The following is a 26,996-nucleotide window of genomic DNA, read 5'->3' on the forward strand; positions in this document are numbered from 1 at the left end:
CGTCCGGGTCCAGGTTCGCCTTTACCCCAGGCTCGCTTGCCGAGCGAGCGTCTACTTGCCGCCCGGACGTCCTGCCCCCGTCTTCAGCACGATCGCCTGGGCCGCCGCGGCGTCGTCGAGGGCCGCCGGAACGGCGCTCGCGCTCGTCGCGGCCTCGCCGCCGCCGGATGTCGCCTCGACCACAAGCGCCCCGTCCCGCTCCCGCACCAGGTGAGAGAACCGCCAGGACAGCGCGTACCCCTCCGGATCCTGGTCCGGCGCGTGCGTCACGGCCGGGAGGCCCAGCCCCCGCAGCGCCGCAGCGAGCGACGCGGCGCGCTCCGGCCGCACAGCGACGAGCACCCGCAGCGCCGGCTCGTCCGCCGCGCCCGCGACGTCGCGCGCCCAGGCGATCGCGTCGAGGTTCAGCGCGAAGCCGACGGCCGGCATCGGCAGGCCGAAGCGGGACAGCAGCATGTCGTAGCGCCCGCCCGCCGCGATCGCCTCCCCGGGGCCATCGGCCAGCACGTGGAAAATTGCACCCGTATAGTACGCCAGCCCGCGGAGCTCGCCGAGGTCGACCCGGAGCGCCGGGCCGAGCTCGGGGCTCGCCCTCGCCGCGTCCCAGAGCGCGCGGAGCTCGGCGAGCGGCGCCTCGGCGGGCGTGCCGGTGAGCAGGCGCGTGGCGCGGTCGAAGACCGCGGCGCCGTCCGGGTCAGCCGCGCCGCCGCCCGCGAGATCCGGCAGCGCGGCGATGGCCGCGACGATGCGGCGCGGGACGTCGGCGGCCTTCGGGCTCGCGAGCACGGCGGCGAGGCGGGAGGCGTCCTTCAGCTCGAGCACCTCCGAGAGCTCGGCCGCGAGCCCCGCCGGGACGGCGTCGAGCAGCGCGCGCGCGATCATCGCGTGGCCGAGGTCCACGACGAAGTGCTCGAGGCCGGCCTCCCGCACCGCGGACGCGGCGAGGCGGAGGATCTCGAGCTCACCGGCGAGCGTGCCGACGCCGTAGAGCTCGACGCCGGCCTGCGGGATCTGCCGGTGGCGCCGCGCCCGCCCCTGGCGGCGGCGGAGGACCGTGCCCTCGTAGCAGAGGCGGATGGGGCGGGGCGCGTCCGCGAGCCGCGTGGCCACGAGCCGCGCGATCTGCGGGGTCATGTCCGGGCGGAGCGCCGCCACCTCGCCCGACTCGGGCTCGATGAAGCGCAGCACGTCCGCGGCGTCGAGCGTGCCGAGCCCGCGCTCGAGCACCTCGGCGAACTCGAACGCGGGCAGCGAGACCGGCTGGTAGCCGTACAGCACGAAGTGATCGAGCACGCGCTTGGCGAGCGCGCGCCGGCGCCGCGCCTCCTCGGGGAGGAGATCGCGCATCCCGGCGGGCAGCGGGTGGGCCAGCGCACGCGGCGGAGCGGAGGCGGACGGCGCTGGCCGGTCCACCTCGGGCGTCGGAACGTGGCTGTTTCCCCCTCGGGGGGCTTCCCATCGCGGAGCGTCGCTGGACATCGTGGCCCCGCTTATACCGGCTGAGCACGCGGTGCGCACGCGGCGCGCACGTCCGTTGAGCTTGCCGTGGCAAGGCCTTTGCTCGTCGGTGCGCACCACCGGGCCCGTGGGCCGGAAGCGCACGCGGCGCCCTCGACGGAGAGATGGCTCATGGCTCTGACCGCCGTTCCGACCGATGTACCGAGCGCCAGCACCAGGCCTGAGACTCCTCCGGCGCCCTGCGGTCTCACCCCGCCCGGCGCGGTCGGGTCGCGCCCGTCGCCCCGCGCCGCGAGCGCGGGCCCGTTGGCCGAGGTCATCTGCCGGGCGAAGGACGGCGATCGGGAGTCGCTCGACGAGCTCACGCGGCTCATCCGCCCGCACGTGGAGCGGCAGCTCGCGCGCTACCCGGTGTCCGACGAGGATCGGCTCGACCTCGTGCAGTCGACGCTGCTGCAGGTGGTGCGGACGATCCGCTCGTTCCGCGGCGACTCGAGCTTCACGACGTGGCTCTTCCGCGTGACGGCGAACGAGGCGCTCATGCTGATGCGGTCGCAGCGGCGGCAGCGCGCGCGCATCGTCGAGGGGCTCGACTTCGAGGAGCTCGGCCTCTTGCCGACGATGCGCAGCACGATCGGCGAGGACGACGCCGCGTCCGCGGCGGAGCGGGAGGCGTACGTCCGCGAGGCGCTCTGCGAGCTGCCGGAGGACTACCGCGACGTGGTGCTCGCGCACTACCACGAGGACCTCGGCCTCCAGGAGATCGCGCAGAAGCTCGCCGTGAGCGAGAGCGCCGTCCGCTCGCGGCTCCACCGGGCGCGCGTGCGCCTGCGCGCGATCCTCAACGCGACGGCGTTCGGGCGCGAGATCGCCGAGGGCGTCGCGGCCTGAGGGGCGCGCGGGCGGCGACGTCCTGCGCGCGCGGGCGACGACGTCCTGCGCGCGCGGGCGACGACGTCCTGCGCGCGCGGGCGGCGACGTCCTGCGCGTGCCGGGGAGGGAGGCTGCCCGCGCGTGCAGGCCGGCCGCGCGCAGATCCGACGCGCACCACCCGGCGGTGTGCAGCTAACGAACGGTGGAGAGCCTGACCGTCGCGTCGCGCCAGCGGCGGAGGACGTCCCAGAGCTCTCCCATGGTACGGAGGAGCACGTCGGGGCGGGCGTCGAGGAGCTCGTCTTGCGATCCGAAGCCGCCGAGGACGGCGATCGACCGCGCGCCCGCGCGGCGAGCGCACTCGATGTCCTGGGGGCCGTCGCCGACCATCACCATCTTGTGCGGCTGGACGCCGACGCGCGCCGCGAGGTGGAGCAGCGGCGCCGGATCCGGCTTCTTGGCGGCGACGTCGCCGCCCGCGACCACCGCGCGGAAGCGCGCGCCGACCCCGAGCGCGGCGAGCACCGCGTCGGTGGTCGAGCGCGGCTTGTTCGTGCAGACGCAGAGCGCGAGATCGCCGAGGTCCGAGAGCCTCTCGAGCATCTCCTGCGCGCCCGGCATCCAGCGGGTGAAGTCGAGCGGGTGCCGCGCGTAGTAGTCGAGGAAGTGGCGGAGGACGTCCTCGACGCTCTCGGATGTCTCGGGGAGCCTTGCGGCGCGCGCACACAGCGCGCGCGCGCCGTCGCCCACGTACCGGACGATCACCTGCCCGGGCAGCGGGGCCCGGCCCGTCGCCACCAGCGCATGGTTCACCGCCGCCACGATGTCGCCCCGACTGTCGATCAACGTACCGTCCAGGTCGAACACGACCACCGTGGGAGTGAGCATCACCAGAGAGCCTACGCTGGCGCCCTCGCTGACGGAAGGTACGGCGAGCACCCCGATGTCGCATGAACCGGACTTTGTGTCCATTAATTACGACTTTGTATATGAAAAATTTGACATTGGTTCGCCGGTCAGTTACCTGGTTCGAGGTGTCAGCGGTCCCGCCGGGCATCGCTGGCACCTCGAACCAGCGCGGCCGCGCGTGGGCGCCGGGGCGCAGCGCGAGGCGAAACCGCGACGAAACAGAGCCGGGGCCGCGCGCGTGAAGCGGCGCAGATGTCCGGCCATCCGCGGCCGGATGTGTGGAAGGCGGAGCTCGCCTCCTGCGCATGGGGAAGGACGCGCTGCCTCCGAGGGCGAGATGTGACGTTCAAGGAATGGAGCGCGGCATGGGCAAGGGGCAGCCTCGGATCACGAACGTCATCCGCACGCTGAGGTTCCATGCGGGCGAGATGACCCAGGCGGAGCTGGCCGAGAAGGTCGGCGTCACCCGTCAAACCATCGTCGCCATCGAGCAGGGCCGCTACTCGCCCTCGCTCGAGGTCGCCTTCCGCATCGCGGCGGCCTTCGGCGTGCCGCTCGAGCACGTCTTTCAGTGGAAAGGTGACGCGCCGGGCGAGCGGGGGTGAGAACAACGGTGCTTGCCTGTGTCGAACAAGGGCACGAGAAAGGAAGCGTCGTCGTGACCACGAGCGCCGGCGACGACGAAGGCGCTGCGCGCGGTCGTGCTCCACGCGTGAGGTGACGCGCATGCGGCGACGCGCATGCGGCGCGAGGAGCCCACGCCCAGCGCGCTTGTGCGGGCCGACGTGCACCAAGGACCGCAATTTCCGCTGATGCGGCGTTCATGCTTGTTCGAACGCTCGGCGCAGCTCATTCACGAAGTGCCCGCGGTCACCAGGCGCTGCAGCTCCGTGCTGGCCTGTCGATTTTGTGATCGAGTCGCCTCGATCCGGAGATTGCACAAGGCGTGAGCCGTGGTGAAGCGCTGACCCTGATGCAGCTCCCCGCCGCAGTTCCGCCCGACAGCCGGGCGGCGGCCGGGCGCCTCACCGGGCTCGTGATGGAGCATTCGGCGTTCGTCTGGCGCTCGCTGGTGCGGCTCGGCGTGCCGCGCGCCGACGCGGAGGACGCGGCGCAGCAGGTCTTCCTCGTGGCGGCCCGGCGGCTCGGGGACATCGAATCGGGCCGGGAGGCCGCGTTCCTGTTCAGCACGGCGCTGCGGATCGCCTCGCGCGCGCGGAGGACCCAGCAGCGGCGCCGGGAGGTGCTGGAGGACGCGCCCTGCGAGCGCGTCGACCCGGCGCCGGACCCCGAGGAGATGATGGATCGCGCCCGCGCCCGCGCGATGCTCGACGCCATCCTCGACACGATGCCCCTCGAGCAGCGCGCTGTCTTCGTGCTGTTCGAGCTGGAGCAGATGACAACGGCGAACATCGCGGCGCTGCTCGATCTCCCGGCAGGCACGGTCGCGTCTCGCCTCCGCCGGGCGCGCGAGCACTTCCAGGCCGCCGTGAGGCGGATAGAGGCGCGGGCCCATTTCCGAGGTGAATCGCCATGACCGATCCCGAGCGCCTTCTGGACAAGAAGGGGAGTGCTCTGCCAACGACGCTCCTCCGCGCGGCGCTCGACGAGAGTCCGCCGAGCGGCTTGACCCGGCGAATGCTCGTCGCGGTCGGCGTCGGGGCCGCCGTGACGGGGACGGGGGGCGCAGCCGTGGCGGCGACTGGCGGCGCGGCCGCGGTGGGGACTGGGGGCGCGGGCGCGACGGGGGGCGCGACCGTGGCAGGGGGCGCGGGCGCGGCAGGGGGCGCGGGCGCGGCAGGGGGCGCGACCGTGGCAGGGGGCGCGGTCGCGGCAGGGGGCGCGACCGCGGGGGTGGGGGGCGCGGTCGCGGCAGGGGGCGCGACCGCGGGGGTGGGGGGCGCGGCCGCGGCGGGGGCGAGCGCCGCGCTGAAGGTGGCGGGCGTGGCGGGCGGGAGCGGGATCTTGAGCGCGCTCGGGATCGGCGCGCTCGCGGGGGTCCTCACGCTCGGGGTCGCGGAGTGGACGCACGTCGACACGCCGATCCCCGCGAGGAGCGCTCAGGAGGCCTCCAGCGCGCCGGCTGCGCTCGCCGCGCCGCGCGCGCCTGGCGCGGCCGAGGCGGAACTGCACGAGCGCGTCCCGGAGGAGCGAACGGACGACGCTCCGCTCCTGGCCGCGCCCGCCGCCACGGCTCCTGCCGCCACGGCGGTGAACAGCCCGCGCGCACGCGAAAGGAACGCGCCGACGCTGGCCGCCGAGCTGGCGCTGCTCGACACCGCGCGGCGCGCGCTGCGACGCGGCGATCCGGCGGCCGCCCTCGCGCTCCTGGCTCGCCACGCGCGCGAGTTCCCGAGCGCTCAGCTCTCCGACGAGGCCGCCGCGATCCGCGTCGAGGCGCTGGCGCGCAAGGGGGATCGCGCGGGCGCACACGCGGCGGCGCGGCGCTTCCTCGAGGCACACCCGGGCAGCCCTCACGCCGATCGCGTCGAGTCGGCCGCCGGGCTCGACACGAGCAAAGGCGCCGTGCAGCGGAGGAAGAACGGACCCGCAGATTGATACGAAAAGAGGCATCGCCATGGCGTGGCGAAAGACCGCGCCCACGCCCGAGCACGCGTCGCCCGGCCCTCGCCGATGCTCCCCTGGCGCCGTGCAAATCACCTGTGTGTCGGGACGATCTTCCGGATCATCCCGTCGTCGTTGTAGTAGGCGCGATCGACGCACGTGGATCGCCGATAGCTACCGCCGGTCGGCAGCGCGGCGTTATGGTACGTGAGGTAGCTGGCCCCTTTGAACTCGAAGAGCGACTGGTGAATGGTGCTGCTGTTCGGCACCGGATCCAGGATGACGCCTCGATGTTGCCACGGCCCCTCCGGTGACGGGCTGGTCGCGTAGGAGATGCTCTCCGGGAACCCCGAAGCGTAGGTCAAGTAATAGAGGCCGCCGTGCTTGGACAGATAAGGCGCCTCGGTGTAGCCGGGGATGTTCTTGAGCACGTGGATCTGGGCGCCGCTGATGCTGCGGTTCTGCATCTTCCCGCTGCCGTCGGTCGTGTAGGTCTCACCCTTCAGGTGGATCATGTCGTCCTCGAGCTCGACCCAGTACAAGACCCCATTTCCCCAGTACATGTAGGCCCGGCCGTCGTCGTCGACGAGCACCGTCGGATCGAGGTTTCGCCACGAATGGTCTGCCGTGCCGTCGGTGTCGGCCAGGAAGATGAGCGGGATCCCCCGTGCGTCCTTGAACGGCCCTTCCGGCTTGTCCGCGACCGCGACGCCGATCGAGATCCCGTAGCCGGACTGGCCGCCCTCCACCGGCGCGTAGAAGTAGAACTTCGGGTTGCCGTCCTCGTCGTCGCGTTCGACCACCTGACCCGCATTGGCGTTGCCCGTCGAGTCGCCGCCGCGAGCCCAGGAGAACACATTGTAGCGCATCACCGCGCCCTTGTTCTCCCAGTGGATCATGTCGGACGATGTCCAGAGCCGCCAGTCGAACATGCGGTAGCCCTCTGCACCCTCGGCCTGCTCGTCATGGCCGGTATAGAGGTAGACCTTGTTGTTCCAGACCATGGCAGCGGCGTCCGCTGTAAAGACGTGGTCTCCGGGGCCGCTGGTCGGATCTGGCGCATCGTACTTGATGATGGGATTGTCGAACTCTGTCGGGGGCGGCGTGCTGCCTGCGCCGCCGCCGCCTTCCGCGCCGCCGCTGCCGCCTGCGCCTCCGCTGCCGCCTGCGCCGCCGCTGCCGCCTGCGCCACCGCTGCCCACCGTGCCACTGCTGACGCCCTCACCGCCGCTGGCGCCTGCGCCGCTGCTGCTCGAGCTATTGCTGGAGCTCGATGACGACGTTCCTGGGCCAGAGGCCGCCGTGTCCGGCTTCGCCTCACCCCCGTCGCAGGCCCCGAGCCATGCCGAAAGTAGAAGACCAGCAATCCGCTTCGAACGAGCGTAGTCCATGTCGAGCACCTCCTCATCAGCCTATCGAACACGACGACCATGGCGACGGTGAGCACCACCACGCCAAGCTGCGCCGCTCGGACGTCCAGTACCTGGGCACCGAATGTGAGCGTTCACATTTATAGCGTCAATCGAAAACCGGCGATCATTGGCCTGCAGCGTCAAGCTGCCGGATCGCGTCAGAACGCGTGCGGCCGATCGCGCTTGACATCCCGAATGTGAGCGCTCACATTTGGCTTCATCTTAACCGATTCATTGTAGGGGGCGCGTCGCGCGTTCGTGTGCCCGTGTGCCCGTGTGCCCGTGTGCCCGTGTGCCCGTGTGCCGGCGCGATCCCGGTGGGGGCTGTCGGCTCCACCTCCCGTTGGGATGGCCACCTATCATGACTCACACGCTACAGAAGAGGTCAGGCATGCGTTCGACGAGGATGGGACTACGCTGGCTCGGCTTTCCTTCGTTGGCCGCCGTGCTCGCGGCGTGTTCCGGGGGGGACCTCAACTCACCCGAAGGAAATGACGGCGGCGGCTCCGGTGACACCACATCCGTGGTGGTGGGCAGCGGCGGCGGAGCCCCAACGCCGGCGGCAGGAGCCACGAGCAGCGGCGCCACGAGCGGCGGGGCCACGAGCAGCGGCGCCACGAGCAGCAGCGCTACGAGCAGCGGCGCCACGAGCGGCTCGGGTGGAGGCGCCACGACCGGAAGCACGGGCGCGGGCGGAGTCGAGCCGGACACGATCACCGCCCCGGAAGGCAAGATCCCGAACATGCCCATGCCGGCGAACAAGATCAACTTGCCGCGCAACAGCTGGCGAGACGGCCTGGTGTCGCCGACGCTCGAGGCGGGCCATCACCAGAACCAGCCGATCGTCATCAACGGCTACGTTCAGGGCGCCGGCAACGCCGAGATCGTCTTCTACGACATCGCCGATCCGACCAAACCGAAGATGCTCTCGCGCATCCAGAGCCCTGGCTTCGATCCCAAGGGAGGGCCCAAGGGCGTCGGCGAGGCGGAGTCGCACCAGACGTCGCTCGGCCGCTATGGCGACAAGTTTTACCAGGTCACCACCTCGGGCACCGGCGTCGACATCTGGGACGTCACCGACGCCCGCGCGCCTCGTCACGTGAGGCTCGTCAAGCTCGACGGCATCAACTACGGGGACTTCACCGACTCCGTCTGGGGAATGTACTGGCAGGGCAGCGTCATCTACGTCGGCGGCACCAACACGGGCCTGCACATCCTGGACGCCGCGGATCCCGAGGACGTGAAGTTCGTCAAGAAGATCCCGATCTCGCAGTTCGGCGGCGTGAGCGCCGGCCCGCTGTGGGCCGTGGGCAATACGCTGGTCATCACCACGCCCAAGGACAACGGCGGCATCGCGACGATGGACATCAGCGATCCGATGAACCCGGTCGCGCTCGACTTCATCACCCCGAGCAAGAGCTACATCTGCGGTCTGTACGGCAAGCACATCTACGTGCAGTCGCCGCTGCGCGTGTGGGACGTGCTGACCGACCCCACCGACATCGGCTCGGCCAACTCACCCATCGCCACGCTGCCCGACTCGGCGTTCAGGGCCATGGGCTACCCCGCCGGGTCCGAGTACATGAGCTTCTCCGACGGCACCCTGTTCCTCGGTCACCTGCGGCCGGACGCCGGCGTCTCCAAGATCGACGTGCGCGACATCCACAAGATGTCGATCAAGAGCCGGGTCTGGGGGCGGCTCGAGTTCACGAACGGCGACGACCAGTTCTCGATCCCGGTCGGCAGCCTGCTGGTGCTGGCCGACGACGAGCTGCCCTACCGCGGCATGGTCATCGCCGCGCACTCGACCGAGCCGGACACCACGCCCCCGGCGGTCGACACGGTGCTGCCGAAGAACGGGGCGACGGGGCTGTCCAGGAAGTCGCGCGTCGGCCTCAGCCTCACCGACAACGTCGAGATCGCCACGGTTCACAACGGCAGCTTCATCGTAAGGCCGGTGGGCGGGCAGCCGTTGAAGGGGAGCTTCGGCCTGTACATGGGCATCGTCAGCTTCGATCCCGACGAGGACCTGATGCCGAACACGACCTACGAGATCGTCCTGCCGAAGGACGGCATGAAGGATCTCGTCGGCAACGGCATGGCGGCTGAGTTCAAGTCGACGTTCACGACCGGTCCCTGAGCCATGCGCTCGCTCCCGACGCTCCTCGGCCTGCTCGGAGGCATCTGCGCGGCGGCGGCCTGGCCGGCCGAGGCGCGCGCCGTCACGGCCAGCGTCCCCGTGCGCGCGCCCTCGCTCGCCGGCGAGGCCGTCACGTTCGACCTGACGATCGGCGACGCGGTCGGCCCCGTTCAGGTGCGCTGGGACATGGGAGACGAGACGCGCACCGAGTTCATGGTCGACGACGTGCAGCAGGTCCACACCTACGCCGCTCCCGGCCACTACCCGGTGCTCGTGACGGTCAAAGACGATGTCGGGTTCACCAGCGTCGCCTTCGTGCACACGGCGCACCGGCCGCTCGTCACGGGCAGCGCTGCGGGCTCGACCGACCTCGTGTACGACCCGCCGAACGCGAAGGTCTACACGGCCAATTACGAGAACGACAGCGTGAGCGTGCTCGACGCGAGCGCGCTGACCAAGGTCGCGGAGGTGCCGGTGGCGCGCGGCCCGGTCGGGCTCGCGCTCACCGCGCAAGGCACGCTGTGGGTGCTGCACCGGGATGCGCACTCCGTCTCCATCCTCGACACCGCGTCGCTCTCGGTGGAGCGCGAGATCGCGCTGCCGTACGCGTCGCAACCGATGGGCCTCGCGATCAGCCCGACCGGGGACGCAGCGTACGTGACGCTGATGGCGGTCGGCAAGGTGCTGAAGCTCGACGTGGCGAGCGGCGCCGTCGTGGCCGAGCTTTGGCTCGGCGGTACGCCGCGGGGCGTCTCGGTGTCGCACGACGGCTCGCAGATCTACGTCACGCGCTTCCTCTCCGAGGACAGCCACGGCGAGGTGGCGCGCATCGACGCGGCGACCTTCCAGGTGAGCACGCGCTTCGCGCTCGCCGCGGACACCACGACGGAGGACACGGACCAACAAGGGCGCGGCCTGCCGAACTACCTGTTCTCGGTGGGGCTCTCGCCCGACGGCTCGTTCGCGTGGGTGCCGGGCAAGAAGGACAACATCTTTCGCGGTCCATTTCGCGATGGGCTCGACCTCACCGACGACAACACGGTACGTCCGCTCGTGGCGCTGCTGAACCTCGCGGAGGGCGCCGAGGACGTTGCGCGGCGCATCGATCTGGACGATCGCAACCTGCCGAACCAGGTCGTGTTCACGCCGCTCGGCGACTACGCGTTCATCAGCGTCGCCGGCTCGGCCCTGGTGGAGGTCCGCGACGCCTACACGGGCGAGTTCGTGACCGCGCTGAAAGAGACGGGCTTCGCGCCGCGCGGCCTGGCGCTGACCGAGACCAACAAGCTGTTCGTGCACGCGTCGCTCAGCCGCACGGTGACGGTCTACGACGTCGCCGACATCGTCAGCTCGCACGACCTCATCACCAAGAAGCTGACGGAGATCCCGACGGTCGCCGTCGAGAAGCTCGACCCGCAGGTCTTGCGTGGCAAGCAGCTGTTCTTCAACTCGGCCGATATCCGCATGAGCGACCAGGGCTACATCAGCTGCGCGTCGTGTCACTTCGACGGCGCGGAGGACGGGCGAGTCTGGGATTTCGGCAGCGCGGGGGAGGGGCTCCGCAACACCGTCTCGCTGCTGGGGCGGCGCGGCACGGGCCACGGCAACGTCAACTGGAGCGGCAGCTTCGACGAGATCCAGGACTCGGACGACAACATCCGCCACCTGTTCGGCGGGAAGGGCTTCCTGACCGCCGAGCAGCTCGCTGTGGGGACGGTCGGCACGCCGCGCGGAGACAAGAAGGCCGGCCTGAGCCCCGAGCTCGACGCGCTGGCGGCGTTCCTCGGCTCGCTCGACACGTACCGGCCGAGCCCCTTTCGCAACCCCGACGGCTCGCTCACCCAGGACGGCGTCGCGGGTCGCGCCATCTTCAAGCGCCTGGGTTGTGGCTTCTGCCACACGGGGGTCGACGGGACCGACAGCGCGGGTGGCAAGCTGCACGACGTCGGCACCGTGAAGCCGTCCTCCGGGATGCGCGCGGGTGAGCCGCTGTTCGGCATCGACACGCCGACCTTGAACGGCGTCTGGGAGACGGCGCCGTACCTGCACGACGGCTCCGCGCCGACGCTGCGCGATGTCCTCGTCACGGCCAACCCCGACGATCGCCACGCCTTCACCAGCGGGCTCAGCGAGGCCGAGCTCGGGCAGCTCATCGCCTATGTGCAGCAGCTGGACGGCACCGTCGACGCGGAGGCGCCGAGCGAGGACGATGCGGAGGCGCCGAGCGAGGACGGAGGCTTCTTAGGCTTAGGCTGCAGCGTGACGGGCGGGCCTTCGGACCGTCGCGCGCCGCTCCTGGCGTTCGCGCTCGTGGCCAGTTTGATGACGTTCGGCGCTCGCCGCAGGAGGCCGTCATGAAGCACCTTCCGAGCCTGTGCCTGGTTTCGCTGCTGCTACCGGCATGCGTCGTCGGCGACATCGGCGAGGTGATTGCCACGGACGAGGCGACGACCGACTGGGGCACGCTGCCGCCCGTGAGCGCTCCCGACCCGGAGCTGTCGGCCCTACCCACGCGCGAGGCGCAGTACAGCGCGTTCTGCGCCACGCCGCGCGGCGACAGCTTCTTCCAGGCGGTGTGCGCCACGCCGCGACCGAGCATCACCGACTTCGCCAGCTTGCTCCGCGTTGCGAAGCTCGACGAGGATCGCGCCTTCGCGCTCACCGGCAACTCCACCTCGCTCGTGAAGGGCGCCGTCTCCGCGGTCAATCCGCGCCTCATCGTCTTTCCGCGCGTGACCGAGATGCGCGAGAGGCCGGCTGAAATGACAGCGCTCGGCTTCGTTCGCGGCGAGCCCTTCGTCGAGATCGTGAGCCGCGACCTCTCGACCGGTGACTACAATTTCTACCTGTTCACGTTCGAGCGGCAGTGTGATTACGACGGCAGCTGCGATCTGGCGAGCCTGCTCACCGAGGAGATAGAGCACGGCTGGACCGCGTTCAGCATCTACAGCGAGGAAGACGTCGAGAACACGTCGTTCGACTGTCGCTCGTGCCACCAGCCCGACGGTCATGGCACGAAGAAGATCTTGCGCATGCAGGAGCTTGAGTTTCCCTGGATGCACTGGTTCCCGCAGCGCTTCGTGCAGCGGACGGAGTCCGATCGGGTGCTCACGGCGCAGTTCCTGGAAGCCCACGCAGCGGACGCGCAATACGGCGGCATCCCCATTGCGGTCATCCAGAATGCCATCGACGAGGGCAGCGGCGCGCAGCTCGAGGCGTTGCTCGTCGCCGAAGGCCAGGCGGCGCAGCCGAACGCGTTCGACCCGCGCATCGAGGCCGAGGCCAAGGCCGGCTCGTCGAGCCCGATCTGGGAGGAGCAGTTCGCCTTGTCGCAGGCGGGTGATTCGATCCCGGTGCCTTACCCGCTCGTGGACGTGACGGAGCCCGCGCTCCGCGCGGAGCGGGCCCGGTCCTACCTCGACGTGGTGACGGGCGCGGCCCCGCGACAATCCCTGCTCGATCTGCGCGACCTCTTCTCCGCAGACGCGAAGGTGAAGCTCGGCCTGGTGCCGCCGCCGGGCGCGAGCGGGCGCGCCGTGCTCACGCAGCTCTGCTCGCGCTGTCACGACGGTCGCGGGAACCCGGCGCTGAACCGCGCCAGGTTCAACGTGAAGAACCTGGACGGCATGTCGCGAGAGACGAAGGACAAGGCCATCTTTCGCTTGCAGGAGCCCGCGACCTCGCCGCTGCGCATGCCGCCGTGGCGCGCCGCCGACGAGCTGCCCCCCGCAGAGCTCGCCGCGGCCATCGAAGAGCTGTCCAAGTAGCGCCGTCCGCGTGACTGGCGACGGTGATGGGCGCGGAGCATGGGTACATCACGCGCGACGTGGGAGGCGTCCAGCGGCCGGCGATCGTGGCCTGGCTCCGTTGCTGGATCTACAAGGACACCGGTGGGAAGCACTACTTCTACGGTGATGATTGCGTGATGTGCACCTCCCCCTGGGTGAATCCCCAGCGCAAGAACTGGGAATGACCTGGCGCTGAGGGAGACGGCACGGCCCCATCCACCATCGGAGCCGCGCAGCCCCGCGCCCATCCCGTCGGGTGGTTGGAGAGTGCCGCGATTCGCGGCGTCGTCGTGTGCCGGCGTACGGATCTCGCGTACGTCTTCGGGGATGTCGACCTTGCCACCCCGGGCGCGCTCCGGATACAGTCCGGCACCTAGCGAATGGCAGATGAGGGATTAGGGGAGATCGGGCGGCTCAGGGCAGAGATCGCGGCGCTGCACGCGCGCGTCGAGGAGCTGGAGAGCGCGCTGGCGGAGCGGTCGAGCGGCGGCGCGGCCGAGGGAGCAGCGCAGCCCGATGCGGTGAGCGCGGACGCTCACGCCGCCTTCGGCGCGCTCGCGTGGCTGCTCACACCGGCGCCGGCGCTGATCCACTGGCGTCCCGATGGCACGGTGACGCGCTGGAGCGATGGCGCCGAACGTGTCTTCGGCTGGAGCGAGGGCGAGGCCGTCGGCCGCAGGCTCTCCGAGCTCGTGGGCGCAGATCCCGTGTCCCCGGACGCGGTGCGTGCGCTCCTGCTCGACTGGGCGGAGAACCGGTTCTCCTCGGCCACGAGCGAGGGCAGGACGAAAGACGGGCAGGCGCGCCTCTTCCGGTGGACCCACGCGGTGCTGCGCGACGACCGCGGCGGCGCGCGTGAGATCGCGGCGATCGTCGAGGACGCCGGCGAGCCACCGTGGAGCGAGCACGTGCTGCTCGGGCGGCTTCAGCTGCTCCTTCAGCTGCTGGATCACTCGCGCAATTCCATCTTCGTCAAGGACACAGACGGGCGCTACGTCTTCGTCAACCGATCTCACGCGGAGGTCCTCCAGAGGCACGTCTGCGAGATCATCGGCAAGGATGAAGCCGAGTTGAGCCCCCTGGCCGCCGAGGCCATCGATCAGGTCGTGGCGAAAGAGCACGAGGTGATGTCCGGGGGAAAGGCGATGCAGTACGAAGAGGTGCTGCTGCTCGGCGACACGAGCATTCATTTCTCCACCGTCAAGTTCCCGATCCTCGACGGGCGTGGGGAGCCGGTCGGCCTCGGCGGCGTCGTCACCAACACCACCTCGCTGAGGCACGCGGAGGCCGAGCGGGCCGCGCTGCAGGAGAAGATCATCGTCGCCCAGCAGGCGGCCCTCCGGGAGCTGTCCACGCCGCTCATCCCGATCGCCGACCGGGTGGTGGCGATGCCGCTCGTAGGGACGATCGACAGCGCGCGCGCGGCGCAGATCATGGAGACGCTGCTGTCCGGCATCAGCAGTCAGAGCGCACACACCGCGATCCTGGACGTCACCGGCGTGCGCGCGGTCGACGCGCACGTCGCCGACGCGCTGACGCGGACCGCGCGCGCCGCCCAGCTGCTCGGCACGCGCGTCGTGCTCACCGGCGTGCGCTCGGAGGTGGCGCAGACGCTGGTCACCCTCGGCGCGGATCTGTCCGGTATCACCACGCTGGGCACCCTGCAAAGCGGCATCGCGCATGCCCTCCGCCACCCGCAGAACCAGCGGCCAGCGGGTTGAGTCCGTCTGAATCGGTTACGTTGTCAGGACCCCATGACGATCGACACCTCTCCCGACGCGCCCATCCCGTCGGTGCTGTCGAAGCTCGACGAGATCCGGCAGCGCATGGCCTCCCACACCGATCGCGACGACGAGCGGCGGGTCCTGGAGATCCTCGCGGGCTCGACCGGCGTCGAGCTCGACCAGCTGCTCCTCCAGCTCGATCTGCCCGCCCTGCTCGGAGACATCGACGATCGCCTCATCGGCCCCGACAACCGCACGGCGCTGCTCGATCTCCTGACCGCCGAGCGCCTCGGCGACCTCGGGATCCCGGCCCGCGCGGCGCTCGTCTCGGCGCTGCAGCGCGGCCGGACGGGTAGCCGCGACGAGCAGGCGCTGCGCCGCATCTGGCTCGGCACGCGCGGCGCGGACGTCACGCGGCTCAAGAACGCGCTCGACGGCCGCGGCGGCTACCGCGACCTTCACCAGCTCTTCTACCACGATATCGACGACGACTCCCTGCGCGAGGAGATCCTCGCGCACTTCGCCGGAGAGGCGGTCTCGGCGTCTGGCTCCCTTTCGGGTTCAGGTGCAGTCTCGGTACGCGAGGTGAAGATCCTGTCCGATATCGACGATACGTTCTATGCGAACTGGAAGGACGCCCGGTACCCGAAGAAGACCGTCTATCCCGGCGTCCTGCAGTTCTATGCGGAGCTCGACCGCGGCCCTGGCCCCGTGCCCGGGCGGGCGGGCGATCTGACCTTCGTCACCGCCCGCCCGGGCGACCGCCTCGGCCTCGTGGAGGACGCGACGATCAAGGCGCTCGCCGAGCGCGGTCAGCTCACCGCGACCGTGCTCGCGGGCTCGTTCACCCGCCTCATCGGCAACCGCACGATCGCGGAGAAGAAGCTCGAGAACTTCCTCGAGTACCGGCGGCTGTACCCGGAGTACGATTTCGTCTTCGTCGGTGACAGCGGGCAGGGCGATATCCACTTTGGCCAGCACATGCTCGAGGTCGCGCCGGAGGCGGTGAAGGCGGTCTTCATTCACGACGTGGTCGCCACGCCCGATCTCGCGCGGAGGGAGCTCGCGGCCTCCGGCGTTCACCTGTTCGATACCTACATCGGCGCCGCGCTCACGGCCCTCGAGCGCGGCCTGCTCGGCCCCGAGGGCGCGGCGCGCGTGGCCGAGGCCGCCATGGCGGCGTTCGCCGCGATCCCGTTCCCGTCGCAGGCGGACCGGGAGGCGCGCCGCCTCGAGATGGCGCGCGACGTCGAACGCCTGAACGAGGCGCTCCCTCCGTCGCTCTAGGCCGCGGCGAGCGCGGCGACGAAGCGGTCGATCTCGGATTCGTCGTTGTAATAATGGACCGAGGCGCGCACGAGATCGGGAATCCCGCGATCCTCGAAATCGAGCAGCGTCCCGGCGGCGGTCGACACGCTGACATGGATCGCCTGCGCGCCGAGCCGCTCCTTGATGGCCGTGGCGTCCTCGCCGGCCCGGGTGAAGGTCACGATGCCGCAGCGCTGCGCGCCGAGGTCGCGCACGGTGACCCCGGGGAGCTCGGAGAGCCGCGCGCGCAGGCGCTCGGCCAGCGCACCTACCCGGTCGCGGATCGCCGGCAGGCCCAGCCGGAGCGCATACTCCGCGGCCGCGCCGAGCCCGAGCCGGCCGGCGACGTAGCTCTCCCAGTTCTCGAACCGCCGGGCGTCGGGCCGCAGCTCGTAGCGGTCCGGCGCCGTCCAGCGCGCCGCGTGGAGATCGAGGAACGGCGGCTCCAGCCGGTCGAGCAGCGCGCGCCGGACATAGAGAAAGCCGGTGCCGCGCGGCCCGCGCAGGTACTTGCGCCCGGTCGCCGACAGGAGATCGCAGCCGATGGCCTCGACGTCGATCGGCAGCTGGCCCACCGACTGGCAAGCATCGAGCAGGAAGGGCACGCCCGCCGACCGGGCGCGGCGGCCGATCTCCTCCGCCGGGTTGACGAGCCCGCCGTTCGTGGGGACGTGGGTGATGGCGATCAGCTTGACCCGCTCGTCGAGCAGGCGATCGAGCGCGGGCAGCGACACCGCGCCGCGCTCGTCGCTGGGGACAGGGACGATCTCGGCGCCGGTGCGCCGCGCGACCTGCAGGAACGCGATGTAGTTCGAGGCGTACTCGGTCCGCGCGGTCAGGATGCGATCGCCAGGGCCGAAGCGGAGCGAGTAGAACGCCATGTCCCAGGCGCGCGTGGCGTTCTCGACGAGCGCGATCTCGCCGGGCGCCGCGCCGATCAGCCGGGCGATCGCGCCGTAGACCGCCTCGAGCCGCTCGCCCGCCTCCGCCTCGGCCTCGTAGCCGCCGACGGTCGCCTCGCGGCGCAGGTGCTCGACCACCGTGTCGACCACCACGGCCGGAGGCAGCGAGGAACCCGCGTTGTTGAAGTGAAGGACGCTGGCGCAGGCCGGGGTGTCGCGGCGCAGCGCGGCGATATCCATCGTCATGACGTCGTCTCCTCGAGAGGCCGATACGCTGCCGGCTGGGCAGCTCCACGTCAATCGCGGCGGCCGCCGGCGGCAGCTCGCCGGCGCGGCGCGGTGAGGGCTACTTCATGAGCCCGCCGCGCAGCTCGCTCGGGGAATAGCCGAGCATGCGGCGGCAGGTCCGCGAGAAGTGCGCCAGATCGGCGAACCCCGCGGCGTGGGCGGCGCCCGTCGCGTCGAGGTGCGCGAACGCCAGGAGCGCCGCGAGCAGCCGGCGCCAGAGCTGGAAGGTGCGGATCGGCAGCCCCACGTCGCGCACGAACAGCGCCTGCAGGTGCGCCTCGGAGACCCCGGCGCGCGAGACCGCGAGGCGCCGGTCCGCCGCCGGGTGGCGCAGCGCCTCGAGGACGCGGGCGACCCGCCCATCCAGGGAGGCGCGCGGCGACTCCCTCGCGAGCCAGGACGCGACCTCGCGCGCGAGGCCGCCGAGCACGTCGGGGCGCGACAGGGACGCGCGGTGCGCCGCCACGGCGCCTTCGAGGCGCGAGAGGAGCCGGCCTTCGAGCGGACAGGGGCCGCCGCGCAGGCGCGCGTAGCCCGCCACGTGCGGCATCGCCTCGGGGTCGTACAGGAACCCGAGCGTCGGCCCGGGGCTCACAGCGGCGTGCCACAGGTCGGGGGGCACCACGACCGCGCGGCCGCGCACGACCGCGCCGCCCGGCTCGGTCACGGTCACCTCGCGCTCGATCCCTACCAGGATCGCCGCGCCGTGCTCTGCGTGGAGGGTCGACCCCATCGCCGTCGAGGCGCGCACCGCGAAGGCGTCCGCGAGCACGGCGCTGATCCGGGATTCGTTCAAGCGGCCCACGTCGCCTGATCCTACCTTGGCCACCGCTGGAGGTGGTGAGCGATGAACCTGTTCTCGGAAGAGATGCGCCGAAACCCTTACCCCGTGTACGACCAGCTCCGGAGCCGCACTCCCGTGCTCCACTACCCGCCGTCCGACTCGTGGCTGATCTTCGATCACGAGGGCGTGAAGCGGGCGCTCCACGATCACGACGCGTTCAGCTCGGTCGTGTCGCCGCCGGGCACAAGGACCGCCGAGTGGCTCATCTTCTCGGACCCTCCGCGCCACACCAAGCTGCGCGCCCTCATCACGCGGGCCTTCACCCCGCGCGCGGTCGCGGCGCTCGAGCCGCGCATCCGCCGGCTGTCGCGCGAGCTCCTGGACCGGACGATCGAGAGCGGCCAGATGGACGTCGCCGAGGACTACGCGGTCCCGCTCCCCCTCCTGGTGATCGCCGAGATGCTCGGCGCCCCGGCGGCGGACCAGCCGCGGTTCAAGCGCTGGAGCGACGCGATCCTGGACCTCAGTTATACCGTCTCCGGCAGCGAGGAGGCAGCCCGGGCGCTCGACGAGTTCACCGCGGTGACGGCCGAGATGCAGGCCTACCTGAGAGGCCTCGTCGAGCAGCGGCGGGCGGCGCCGGAGGATGATCTCCTGACCAGGCTCGTCGAGGCCGAGGTGGACGGAGAGCGGTTGAGCGAGGACGAGATCCTGGGCTTCTTCCAGCTCCTCCTCGTGGCCGGCCACGAGACGACAACGAACCTGATCGGCAATGCGATGCTGTGTTTCCTCGAGAACCCGGACGAGCTCGCCCGCCTCCGGGCCGAGCCCGATCTGCTGCCCTCCGCGATCGAGGAGGTCCTGCGTTACCGCTCGCCGGTCCAGGCGATGTTCCGCGTGACGAGGCGCGATGTCCCGATGCACGGCCAGGTGATCCCGGCCGGCAAGGCGGTGCTGGCGATGATCGGCTCAGCCAACCGAGATCCGCTGCAGTTTCGCGACCCTGACCGCTTCGACATCGCCCGCGATCCCAACCCGCACATCGCGTTCGGGCACGGCATTCATTTCTGTATCGGGGCGCCGCTCTCGCGTCTCGAAGCCAGGGTAGCGCTGGCGGATCTCGTCGCGCGGCTCGGCGGCCTCGAGCTCGCGAGCGACGCGCCGTGGGAGCCGCGCCGGGCGATCCACGTGCACGGCCCGACGCGCCTGCCGATCCGCTTCGCGCCGGGGCCGCGTCTCGGCAGCGGCGCGGGCCGTCAGGGCATCCGCAGCGAGGCGGCGATGTCGAGCAGCGGCGCGAGCGCCTTGTCGTCCGCGGCGCCGGCGAAGAGGTGAACCATCAGGCCCTTGATCTTCGGGTGCGGCAGGATCGCCTCCGCCATGACGCGTGTGGGGCTCATGGGCCAGACTTGCCAGCTCATCGCCTTTCCGAACACCTTGCCTGGCCTGCGCGTGGGGGTCACCTTCGCCTCGTTCTGGTTGTACTGGAACGACGGGTGGTCACCGACATAGATGCCTATCGCGGACTGCGGCGCGCCGAGCTCCGCGGGCAATCGCACGCGGTGCACCGTGAAGTCCGGGCCGCGCTGCAGGGCGGTGCTCGCGCCTGCCGGGACCTTCACGAGGAAGCTGTCCTCGCTGCCCTGTCCCTTGATGGCGCGCTCTCCTCCTCCCGCGTCGATGCGCCGCGGTCCCGCGCTCACGGTGGCGGCGATCGCGCGCGCGAAGGCCGTGCAGCGGGGCAGCTCGCCGGGCGCCTCCGGCAGCGCGCCCGCGCCGGCCGCGAGCGCGCTGCAGCCCGCCGCGTCCTTCGCGGCCGGAGGGTTGACGTAGAAGGCGAGCCTCTGAACGAAGCCGTCCGGGTGCAGGACATACAGGCCGAGCACCGGGATCGCGACGCTGCCGCGATTCGTGCTTCCAGGGAACACGGCCCAGGCCCTGAGCTGCTCGTCGGACAGGCGGAGCGGCTCCGCCGTGGCGCTGCCCCCGGGAAAGTCCGCGGCCATCGCGGCGCGCACGCCGCCCTCGGGATCCTTGCCGCCAAGCGCGAAGAGCTCGGAGGCCATCATCACGAAGCGCTCATCGCCGGCGTCGAGCACGACGCGGGTCTCCTCTTCGTCCGGCTCCGCCGCGGCCATGACCGAATGCGCGCGCGCCTCGATCCGCGCTCCCTCGGGCAGCCGCACCGCGAGGCGACCCGAGAGCAGCGAGGTGGCCGGCCGCTTGCCCAGGAAGTCGGTCGAGGGCGCTGCGGGCCCGGGCGAGGCCTGGATCGGCGCGATGGGCGCCTCGCCCTGCGGCGCGGGCGCGGGCGCCTCGCCCTGCGCTGTGGCCGGCGCCTTGATCGGCGCGCCGCCGCTGCCGGAGCACGCGGCGCAGGCGAGGAGGGCCCCGCAGGCAAGCGCGAGCGCGGAAGGAAGGCGGAAGAGGCGGGCTCGACGCATGCGGTTCATTGGGCGCGACCGTAAAGCACCGCTTGCCAGCGGGCAATCGCGCTCGCGGCCGCAGGTCACGAGGCGTCGAGGGCGGCGCGCCGCGAGCGTCTCGTTGCATGGATGGCCCGGTCGCGCGGTCCTCCAGCGTTCCTGATGCCTGCGGGGCTGATGCCCGCGGGCCTCACCCGTCCTGCTGTCGGGTCCGGCGAAGCAAGCGGACGCGCCGCGATCGGCCGTCAAATTCGCGGCGGCGCCGCGCCGACGAGCCCGTCCGGGCCGGGCTGGCGCGTCGCGCGTGGCGCACGGCCGGCGGTGAGGGGAGGACCGTGGGGTCATCGCTGCTTCTCGCACCGGTGGCACCAGCATTGCTGGATGTGTTGGCGCTGATGGCGCCGGCGCCGACCGCGTGAATGACGCTGACGGTGCCCGGCCGACCGCCGTCCACGGCCAAGGTTGGCGATGGGATGGGCAGGCATGGAGGATCCAATGAAAGACCAGAGCTCCGTCGAGGTTCTTGTTCCACGTGAGATGTCGCCGGATCAGAGACAGCGCCTCATCGACGAGCTCTATGGCTTGCGCCGCGTGATCTTCGAGGGCGCGCAGCGGGAGAAGAGCTTCGCCACCCACGTCATCGACGCTGGCGCGGAGCACGGCGCCGTCGTGGTCCAGAGGGGCACCGGCGGCCAGATCACCGGCTATTTCGCGGTCCAGATCATGGATCCGGAGCCTTCCGGCGCGCAGATCGCGATCTTCCGCGGGGAGTCCGGGGCGCTCGGCGAGCACGTCGGCGACGATGACGTCCTCCGCCACGTCCTTCTGCGCCTGATCCGGTACATGCTCGCCCACCCGGGTCGACCCGTGTTTTGCCTGTGCTCGGTGGCTCACCCGTCGAGCTATGCGCTGTTCTCGCGCTTCGTTGACATCGCGCGCACGAGCCCGCCGGAGGGCGCGGACGAGCTCATGTCCAGGCTCGCCTCCTCGTTCGACCCGGAGGCGAACGATCGCGGTGGCCCGTTCGTCTTCGAGGTCGGGCAGACGGCGGCCGAGCCGGCGGGCGACTGCGACTTCCTGCACGTCCACGAGAACCCGTCGCTGCGCTATTTTCTCTCGGCGCGCCCCGGAGCTGCGGAGGAGCGCGAGCTCATCGCGCTCGTGCCGCTGCGCCTCGGCGGCATGCTGCGCGCTGCAGTGGGCTGCGCGCCGCCGGAGGCGAGGCGCTGGTAGCGCGCCGCTCGCCGGGTCAGGCCAGCACTTCGGACAGGCTGTCGAGGAATCGCTGGTTCTCGCGCTCGGTGCCGATGGTCACCCGAAGGCTGGTCGGCAGGTTGCCGAAGGGCCGCACGATGACGCCCTTCCGGAGCAAGGCGTCGTACACGGCGCGCGCCGGCCGCCCGACGTCCACGAGCACGAAGTTCGCCTGGCTCGGCGCCACCGACAGCCCGAGCCCCGTGAGCTCGCGCGTGAGCCGGTCGCGCTCGCGGAGGTTCAGCGCGCGGCTCTTCTCGACGTGCTCGGCGTCGTCGAGCGCCGCGACGGCGGCCGCCTGCGCCAGCGCGCTCACGTTGAACGGCGCGCGCACCCGGTTCAGGTAGTCGATGAGCTGAACCGGGCCGACGGCGTAGCCGACGCGGAAGCCCGCCAGGCCGTAGATCTTCGAGAAGGTGCGGAGCACGAGCAGCCGCTCGCGGAGCCCGCGGAGGCGCAGGGAGTCCGGGAAGTCCGGCGCGTCCGTGTACTGGATGTACGCCTCGTCCATGACCACGATCACCTCGGGCGGGAGCTCCCTGAGCAGGCGCTCGACCGCGGCGCGGCCCACGTGCGTGCCCGTCGGGTTGTTCGGGTTCGCGATGAACAGGAGCCGCGTCTTCGGCGTGACGGCCGCGGCCATGGCCTCGAGGTCGTGCCGCTGGTCGCGCAGCGGCACGGCCGTGAACGGGACGCCGTAGGCGAGCGCGGCGAGCTTGTAGACGACGAAGGCCGGGTCGGCGAACACGATGTGCGACCCGGGCGTCGCGAAGGCGTGCACGATCAGGTCGAGCAGCTCGTTCGAGCCGTTTCCCTGGACGAGCTCGCCCATCGTGACGCCGTGGATCGCCGCGAGCCGCTCACGCAGCCGGTAGGCCGCACCGTCCGGGTAGAGGTGCACGCTCTCGAGCGCCCGGCGCGCCGCCTCGAGGGCGCGCGGGCTCGGGCCGAGCGGGTTCTCGTTCGAGGCGAGCTTCACGGCGTCCGTCACGCCGAGCTCGCGCGCGAGCTCATCGAGCGGCTTGCCCGTCTCGTACGGCGAAAGCAGCTCGACGGAGGGCAGAACTAGCGCAGACATAGCGCGCACCCTATCACACCTTGGCCGTGGGGCGTGAGCCGGCTCGCCGGCGCCCTGCCGCGGGTTCGTCGCCGGGGTTTGCCGGGATCTGGCCTCTCCCACGGGGCTCCGTGTGATACTCGCCGTCCCGATGAAACCCGGGGACATCGTCGCCGACCGCTTCTTGATCGAGCGCCTCGCCGGGTCGGGCGGGATGGGCTCCGTCTACCGCGCCCTCGACCGGCACACGGGCGAGACGGCGGCGCTCAAGGTCATGTCGGGCCGCGGCCTCGAGCACGGCGAGCGCTTCGCGCGCGAGGCGCAGGTGCTCGCCGAGCTGCGGCACCCCGGCATCGTCCGGTACATCGCGCAGGGCGCCACGGAGAGCGGCGAGCCCTGGCTCGCGCTCGAGTGGCTCGAGGGCGAGAGCCTCGGCGACCGGCTGCGCCGGCGCGGGCTCACCATCGCCGAGAGCGTCACGCTCGGCCTCCGGGTCGCCGAGGCGCTCGCCGAGGCGCACCGCCACAACGTCGTCCACCGCGACCTCAAGCCGAGCAACCTGTACCTCGTCGACAAGTCGGTCGAGCAGGCCAAGCTCCTCGACTTCGGCATCGCCCGCCTCACGTCGTTGGCTCCGCTCACGATGACGGGCGTCGTGATGGGCACGCCGTTCTACATGGCGCCGGAGCAGGCGCGCGGCGAGCGCGACGTCGGGACCCAGGCCGACGTGTTCGCGCTCGGCTGCGTCCTGTTCCACTGCCTCACCGGGCGCCCGCCGTTCGTCGGCGACGACATCCACACAGCCCTCCTCCGCGTCGTGCTCGACGAGGCGCCGCGCCTCCGCGACCTGCGCGCCGACATCCCCGAGAACGTCGACATCGCGGTGGCGCGCATGCTCGCCAAGGCCCCGGCGGACCGGCCCGCGAACGGCGCCGCCGTGGCCCTCGAGCTGCTCCGCGTCGGCGAGATCAAGAGCACCCCCCCCGCGCCCGCGAGCCGGCGCGCGAGCGCGCTCACGACCGGCGAGCGGCGCACGCTGTGCCTGATGCTCGCGCGCGTGGGCGCGCCGGAGGTCCCCTCGTGGCAGGGGCCCACCATGCCGATGACGCTCCCGATGACGATGCCCCTCGCGCGCACCGTCCCGGAGGACGAGGTGAAGCGCGTGGCGTCGCGCTTCGGCGGGGCCATGCAGACGCTGCCAACGTCGAGCGACGGGCTCCTGCTCATCACGCTCGAGGGGCGCGGCCTCATCACGGACCAGGCCGCCCGCGCGGCGCGGTGCGCGCTCGAGGTGCGGGACCTCCTGCCCGGCGTGCAGATGGCCCTGGTCGCCGGCCGCGGCTCCGCCGACGACCAGCTCCCGATGGGGCCCACCATCGACCGCGCCGTGCGGCTGCTCGACCGCGCCGACGGCGGGTCGATCCGCCTCGACGAGGTGATGGCCGGCCTGCTCGACGCCCGCTTCGAGGTCGGCGGCGACGCGACAGGCCTCGTGCTGCGCGCCGAGCGCGACCTCGTCGAGGCCGCGCGGACGCTGCTCGGGCGCACGACGCCGTTCGTGGGGCGCGACCACGAGCTCGCCATCCTCGACGCCGTGCTCGACGAGTGCCTCTCCGAGCCGACGGCGCGCGCGGTGCTCATCACGGCGCCTGCGGGGCTCGGCAAGAGCCGGCTGCGCTACGAGTTTCTGCGCCGCGTCGAGGAGCGCAAGGAGCGGGTGCAGGTCTGGCTCGGCCACGCCGACCCGATGAGCGCCGGCTCGCCCTTCGGGATGCTGCGCCAGATGCTCCGCCGCGAGGCCGGGCTCTCGGGCGGCGAGCCGCAGGAGGTCCGCGAGCAGCGCCTCCGCGCCCGCGTGGGCCGGTACGTGAGCGGCGCCGACCTCGACCGCGTGACCGAGTTCCTCGGCGAGGTGGCGCGGATCCGCTTCTCCGACGAGGGCCGGGTGGAGCTGCGCGCCGCGCGGAGCGACCCGATGCTCATGGGCGACCAGATCCGCCGCGCCTTCGAGGACTTCGTGCTCGCCGAGTGCCGGGCCGAGCCGGTGCTCCTCGTGCTCGAGGACCTCCAGTGGGGCGACGTGCCCACGGTGAAGCTCATCGACGCGGCCCTCGCGCTCCGCGACCAGCCGCTCATGGTGCTCGCGCTGGCGCGGCCGGAGGTGGAGACCGTCTTCCCGAAGGTGTGGGTCTCGCGCGGCGTCCAGGAGCTCCGGCTGCGGGAGATCGGGCGGCGGGGGAGCGAGCGGCTCGTGCGCGAGGTGCTCGGCGACGCCGTGACGCCCGACCTCTGCGCGCGCCTGTGCGAGCGGGCCGGGGGCAACGCGTTCTACCTGGAAGAGCTCATCCGCGCCGCCGCCTCGGGCCGGACCGAGGCGCTCCCCGAGACGGTGCTGTCGATGGTGCAGGCCCGCCTCGAGTCGCTCGACGGCGAGGCGCGGCGGGTGCTCCGGGCCGCGAGCGTGTTCGGCCAGAAGTTCTGGCGCGGGGGGCTGATGGCGCTGCTCGGCGGCGAGCGCCGCGCCCCCCAGGTGGACGGGTGGCTCGCGGTGCTCGTCGATCGCGAGCTCATCGCGCGGCGGGGCGAGGGCAAGTTCCGGAGCGAGCACGAGTACGCGTTCCGGCACGCGCTCGTGCGCGAGGCGGCGTACGCGACGCTCACGGACGAGGATCGCGCGCTCGGCCACCTGCTCGCCGGCGAGTGGCTGGACGCGGCCGGCGAGCGCGACGCGGCGCTGCTGGCGGACCACTTCGAGCGCGGCGGCGACGCGGAGCGCGCGGTCGTCTGGTTCCGGCGCGCGGCGGAGCAGGCGCTCGGGGCGAACGACTTCCGCGCCGCGATCCAGCGGGCCGAGCAGGGGGCCGCGAGCGCCGACGTGGACGGGGAGTTCTTCGCGGCGCTGCGCCTCGTCCAGGCCGAGGCGCACAAGTGGCTCGGCGAGGCCTCCCAGGCCGAGCGGTGCGCCGTCATGGCGATGCGGGGCTTCCCCCGGAAGAGCGCGCTCTGGTACGCCGCGGCCGGGGAGGCCGCGTCGATGCGCGTGCGCCTCGGCATGGGCGACCGGCTCGCGGATCTCGTCGAGGAGCTCCGGGGGGCCGGCCCGGGCAGCGGGGACCGCGGCTCGTGGGTCGACGTCGCGGAGGCGACCGGCGCCTCCGTGAGCGCGCTGGCGCGCATCGCCGGGTCGCTCCTGCACGGGGGCCAGTACGCCGCGGCGGAGGAGATCGTGCAGGAGCTCTCCCGGGTGGCGATGCCGCTCGCCGAGCGCGACGCGGCGGTGGCCGCGCGCATCCACGCGCTCCGGGCGTCGCGGGCGCTCTGCTACGGCGACCCTGCGGCGTCGCTCGCGTGCACGGAGCAGAGCATCCCCGCCTACCTCCAGACAGGCGACCTCAGGAACGCGTGCCTGAGCCGCGTGAACGCGGCGCACTGCCTGCTCCAGCTCGGGGTGTACGGCCGCGCCGAGGCCGAGCTGCGCGACGCGCTCGCGGAGGCGGGGCGGCTCGGGCTCTACAACGTGGCGGCGTTCGCCAAGCAGAACCAGGGCCTGCTCTGGATCCAGCAGGGCGATCTCGGCGCGGCGCGCGCGGCCACGGCCGAGGCGATCGACGCCTTCGTGGCGCAGGCGAACCGGCGGCAGGAGGCGCGGTCGCGGGCGTACCTCGCCGCGATCCTGACGCGGCTCGGCGACCTCGACGCGGCGGACAACGAGGCGGGCGCGGCCGTGGCGATGCTGGCGCACGTGCCGACGCTCCAGGCGCACGCGCTCTCGGTGCGCGCGCGGGTGCTGCTCGAGCAGGGCCGGGCAGAGGAGGCGCTCGAGGCGGCCCGGCGCGGGCTCGGGCTGCTCGTGTCGGTCGGCGGGACGGAGGAGGGCGAGGCGCAGATCCGGCTCGTGTATGCCGAGTCGCTCCGCGCCTGCGGCCACCACGAGGCGGCGCGCGAGGCGATCACGGTGGCGATGCAGCGGCTCGTCGCGCGGGCGCAATGGATTCAGGACCCGGCGCGGCGGCAGAGCTTTTGCCAGGCCGTGCCGGAGAACGCCAAGACGTTCGCGCTGGCGGCGCTCTGGCAGCAAGAAGCGGAGCCGACGCTGCAGTGAGGCGCC

20 protein-coding genes are annotated in these 26,996 nt (G+C 71.9%); 13 read left to right on the forward strand and 7 right to left on the reverse strand.

All coding sequences use genetic code 11. The features are described from left to right. Nucleotides 1-51: 51 nt before the first annotated feature. Nucleotides 52-1,479, reverse strand: a complete 1,428-nt coding sequence (hisZ, locus tag WME95_RS48685; RefSeq protein WP_437905987.1) for an ATP phosphoribosyltransferase regulatory subunit — start codon at nucleotides 1,477-1,479, stop codon at nucleotides 52-54. 285 nt (nucleotides 1,480-1,764) lie between these two features. Here hisZ and WME95_RS48690 point away from each other — a divergent pair, with 285 nt between their 5' ends. Beyond that, complete coding sequence (locus WME95_RS48690; protein ID WP_437905988.1) at nucleotides 1,765-2,349, forward strand: RNA polymerase sigma factor; 585 nt, start codon at nucleotides 1,765-1,767, stop codon at nucleotides 2,347-2,349. A 174-nt stretch (nucleotides 2,350-2,523) separates the two neighbouring features. Here WME95_RS48690 and WME95_RS48695 read toward each other — a convergent pair whose 3' ends face one another. Next, complete coding sequence (locus WME95_RS48695; RefSeq protein ID WP_437905989.1) at nucleotides 2,524-3,219, reverse strand: HAD family hydrolase; 696 nt, start codon at nucleotides 3,217-3,219, stop codon at nucleotides 2,524-2,526. Nucleotides 3,220-3,605: 386 nt separating this feature from the next. Here WME95_RS48695 and WME95_RS48700 point away from each other — a divergent pair, with 386 nt between their 5' ends. From WME95_RS48700 to WME95_RS48710, 3 genes are all read left to right on the forward strand, one after another. Next, nucleotides 3,606-3,845, forward strand: coding sequence for a helix-turn-helix transcriptional regulator (locus WME95_RS48700; protein WP_437547733.1), 240 nt, complete (start codon nucleotides 3,606-3,608; stop codon nucleotides 3,843-3,845). A gap of 341 nt (nucleotides 3,846-4,186) precedes the next feature. Next, nucleotides 4,187-4,777, forward strand: a complete 591-nt coding sequence (locus tag WME95_RS48705) for an RNA polymerase sigma factor (protein ID WP_437547734.1) — start codon at nucleotides 4,187-4,189, stop codon at nucleotides 4,775-4,777. Then, nucleotides 4,774-5,799, forward strand: a complete 1,026-nt coding sequence (locus WME95_RS48710) for a hypothetical protein (protein WP_437905991.1) — start codon at nucleotides 4,774-4,776, stop codon at nucleotides 5,797-5,799. The genes WME95_RS48705 and WME95_RS48710 overlap by 4 nt, the downstream gene beginning before the upstream one ends. Nucleotides 5,800-5,897: 98 nt before the next feature. On the opposite strand, the gene WME95_RS48715 is transcribed toward WME95_RS48710, so the two are convergent. Continuing rightward, on the reverse strand, nucleotides 5,898-7,196 hold the full coding sequence (locus WME95_RS48715; protein ID WP_437905992.1) for a glycoside hydrolase family 43 protein: 1,299 nt from the start codon (nucleotides 7,194-7,196) through the stop codon (nucleotides 5,898-5,900). 412 nt (nucleotides 7,197-7,608) lie between these two features. On the opposite strand from WME95_RS48715, the gene WME95_RS48720 reads away from it, so the two are divergent. The 6 genes from WME95_RS48720 to WME95_RS48745 all read left to right on the forward strand — a co-directional run bounded on the left by WME95_RS48720 (nucleotide 7,609) and on the right by WME95_RS48745 (nucleotide 16,156). Then, nucleotides 7,609-9,357 (forward strand): Ig-like domain-containing protein, encoded by a 1,749-nt coding sequence (locus tag WME95_RS48720; protein WP_437905993.1) that lies wholly within the window; start codon nucleotides 7,609-7,611, stop codon nucleotides 9,355-9,357. Nucleotides 9,358-9,360: 3 nt separating this feature from the next. Continuing rightward, on the forward strand, nucleotides 9,361-11,715 hold the full coding sequence (locus WME95_RS48725) for a PKD domain-containing protein (RefSeq protein ID WP_437905995.1): 2,355 nt from the start codon (nucleotides 9,361-9,363) through the stop codon (nucleotides 11,713-11,715). Next, nucleotides 11,712-13,124, forward strand: a complete 1,413-nt coding sequence (locus WME95_RS48730; protein ID WP_437905997.1) for a c-type cytochrome — start codon at nucleotides 11,712-11,714, stop codon at nucleotides 13,122-13,124. The genes WME95_RS48725 and WME95_RS48730 overlap by 4 nt, the downstream gene beginning before the upstream one ends. Before the next feature lie 26 nt (nucleotides 13,125-13,150). Continuing rightward, entirely contained in the window at nucleotides 13,151-13,330 is a 180-nt protein-coding gene (locus tag WME95_RS48735) for a hypothetical protein (protein ID WP_437905998.1), read from the forward strand. Between the two features lie 195 nt (nucleotides 13,331-13,525). Next, nucleotides 13,526-14,866, forward strand: a complete 1,341-nt coding sequence (locus WME95_RS48740; protein WP_437905999.1) for a PAS domain-containing protein — start codon at nucleotides 13,526-13,528, stop codon at nucleotides 14,864-14,866. Nucleotides 14,867-14,899: 33 nt separating this feature from the next. Then, nucleotides 14,900-16,156 (forward strand): phosphatase domain-containing protein, encoded by a 1,257-nt coding sequence (locus tag WME95_RS48745; RefSeq protein WP_437906000.1) that lies wholly within the window; start codon nucleotides 14,900-14,902, stop codon nucleotides 16,154-16,156. Here WME95_RS48745 and WME95_RS48750 read toward each other — a convergent pair. Continuing rightward, the gene (locus WME95_RS48750) at nucleotides 16,153-17,325 is read right to left on the reverse strand and encodes an aminotransferase class V-fold PLP-dependent enzyme (protein ID WP_437906001.1); all 1,173 of its coding nucleotides are present in this window, start codon (nucleotides 17,323-17,325) and stop codon (nucleotides 16,153-16,155) included. The two genes, WME95_RS48745 and WME95_RS48750, sit on opposite strands and share 4 nt — an antisense overlap. 100 nt (nucleotides 17,326-17,425) lie before the next feature. Further along, complete coding sequence (locus tag WME95_RS48755; RefSeq protein ID WP_437906002.1) at nucleotides 17,426-18,172, reverse strand: helix-turn-helix domain-containing protein; 747 nt, start codon at nucleotides 18,170-18,172, stop codon at nucleotides 17,426-17,428. A gap of 42 nt (nucleotides 18,173-18,214) precedes the next feature. On the opposite strand from WME95_RS48755, the gene WME95_RS48760 reads away from it, so the two are divergent. Further along, nucleotides 18,215-19,486 carry a cytochrome P450 gene (locus tag WME95_RS48760; RefSeq protein ID WP_437906003.1) on the forward strand — a complete coding sequence of 424 codons (1,272 nt, stop codon included), beginning with the start codon at nucleotides 18,215-18,217 and terminating at the stop codon, nucleotides 19,484-19,486. Here WME95_RS48760 and WME95_RS48765 read toward each other — a convergent pair. Next, nucleotides 19,408-20,595 (reverse strand): hypothetical protein, encoded by a 1,188-nt coding sequence (locus WME95_RS48765; RefSeq protein ID WP_437906004.1) that lies wholly within the window; start codon nucleotides 20,593-20,595, stop codon nucleotides 19,408-19,410. The genes WME95_RS48760 and WME95_RS48765 overlap by 79 nt on opposite strands. Before the next feature lie 477 nt (nucleotides 20,596-21,072). Here WME95_RS48765 and WME95_RS48770 point away from each other — a divergent pair, with 477 nt between their 5' ends. Further along, nucleotides 21,073-21,810: a hypothetical protein gene (locus WME95_RS48770; RefSeq protein ID WP_437906005.1), complete on the forward strand. Its 738-nt coding sequence runs from the start codon at nucleotides 21,073-21,075 to the stop codon at nucleotides 21,808-21,810. Nucleotides 21,811-21,826: 16 nt separating this feature from the next. On the opposite strand, the gene hisC is transcribed toward WME95_RS48770, so the two are convergent. Further along, on the reverse strand, nucleotides 21,827-22,909 hold the full coding sequence (hisC, locus tag WME95_RS48775) for a histidinol-phosphate transaminase (RefSeq protein WP_437906006.1): 1,083 nt from the start codon (nucleotides 22,907-22,909) through the stop codon (nucleotides 21,827-21,829). Nucleotides 22,910-23,039: 130 nt separating this feature from the next. Between hisC and WME95_RS48780 the strand changes: the two genes are divergently transcribed. Then, nucleotides 23,040-26,990: a protein kinase domain-containing protein gene (locus WME95_RS48780; RefSeq protein ID WP_437906007.1), complete on the forward strand. Its 3,951-nt coding sequence runs from the start codon at nucleotides 23,040-23,042 to the stop codon at nucleotides 26,988-26,990. The last annotated feature ends 6 nt before the right edge of the window (nucleotides 26,991-26,996 follow it).

The organism is Sorangium sp. So ce327 (assembly GCF_051530205.1).
GTDB lineage: Bacteria > Myxococcota_A > Polyangia > Polyangiales > Polyangiaceae > Sorangium > Sorangium cellulosum_B.

Bases quoted from the DNA above. Each gene is read 5' to 3' on its own strand.
- WME95_RS48770 (WP_437906005.1), top strand. From the start codon at position 21,073: ATGAAAGACCAGAGCTCCGTCGAGGTTCTTGTTCCACGTGAGATGTCG.
- WME95_RS48745 (WP_437906000.1), top strand. From the start codon at position 14,900: ATGACGATCGACACCTCTCCCGACGCGCCCATCCCGTCGGTGCTGTCG.
- hisC (WP_437906006.1), bottom strand. From the start codon at position 22,909: ATGTCTGCGCTAGTTCTGCCCTCCGTCGAGCTGCTTTCGCCGTACGAG.
- WME95_RS48780 (WP_437906007.1), top strand. From the start codon at position 23,040: ATGAAACCCGGGGACATCGTCGCCGACCGCTTCTTGATCGAGCGCCTC.
- WME95_RS48750 (WP_437906001.1), bottom strand. From the start codon at position 17,325: ATGACGATGGATATCGCCGCGCTGCGCCGCGACACCCCGGCCTGCGCC.
- WME95_RS48715 (WP_437905992.1), bottom strand. From the start codon at position 7,196: ATGGACTACGCTCGTTCGAAGCGGATTGCTGGTCTTCTACTTTCGGCA.
- WME95_RS48735 (WP_437905998.1), top strand. From the start codon at position 13,151: ATGGGCGCGGAGCATGGGTACATCACGCGCGACGTGGGAGGCGTCCAG.
- WME95_RS48730 (WP_437905997.1), top strand. From the start codon at position 11,712: ATGAAGCACCTTCCGAGCCTGTGCCTGGTTTCGCTGCTGCTACCGGCA.
- WME95_RS48720 (WP_437905993.1), top strand. From the start codon at position 7,609: ATGCGTTCGACGAGGATGGGACTACGCTGGCTCGGCTTTCCTTCGTTG.
- WME95_RS48740 (WP_437905999.1), top strand. From the start codon at position 13,526: ATGGCAGATGAGGGATTAGGGGAGATCGGGCGGCTCAGGGCAGAGATC.
- WME95_RS48725 (WP_437905995.1), top strand. From the start codon at position 9,361: ATGCGCTCGCTCCCGACGCTCCTCGGCCTGCTCGGAGGCATCTGCGCG.
- hisZ (WP_437905987.1), bottom strand. From the start codon at position 1,479: ATGTCCAGCGACGCTCCGCGATGGGAAGCCCCCCGAGGGGGAAACAGC.
- WME95_RS48695 (WP_437905989.1), bottom strand. From the start codon at position 3,219: ATGCTCACTCCCACGGTGGTCGTGTTCGACCTGGACGGTACGTTGATC.
- WME95_RS48710 (WP_437905991.1), top strand. From the start codon at position 4,774: ATGACCGATCCCGAGCGCCTTCTGGACAAGAAGGGGAGTGCTCTGCCA.
- WME95_RS48765 (WP_437906004.1), bottom strand. From the start codon at position 20,595: ATGCGTCGAGCCCGCCTCTTCCGCCTTCCTTCCGCGCTCGCGCTTGCC.
- WME95_RS48760 (WP_437906003.1), top strand. From the start codon at position 18,215: ATGAACCTGTTCTCGGAAGAGATGCGCCGAAACCCTTACCCCGTGTAC.
- WME95_RS48700 (WP_437547733.1), top strand. From the start codon at position 3,606: ATGGGCAAGGGGCAGCCTCGGATCACGAACGTCATCCGCACGCTGAGG.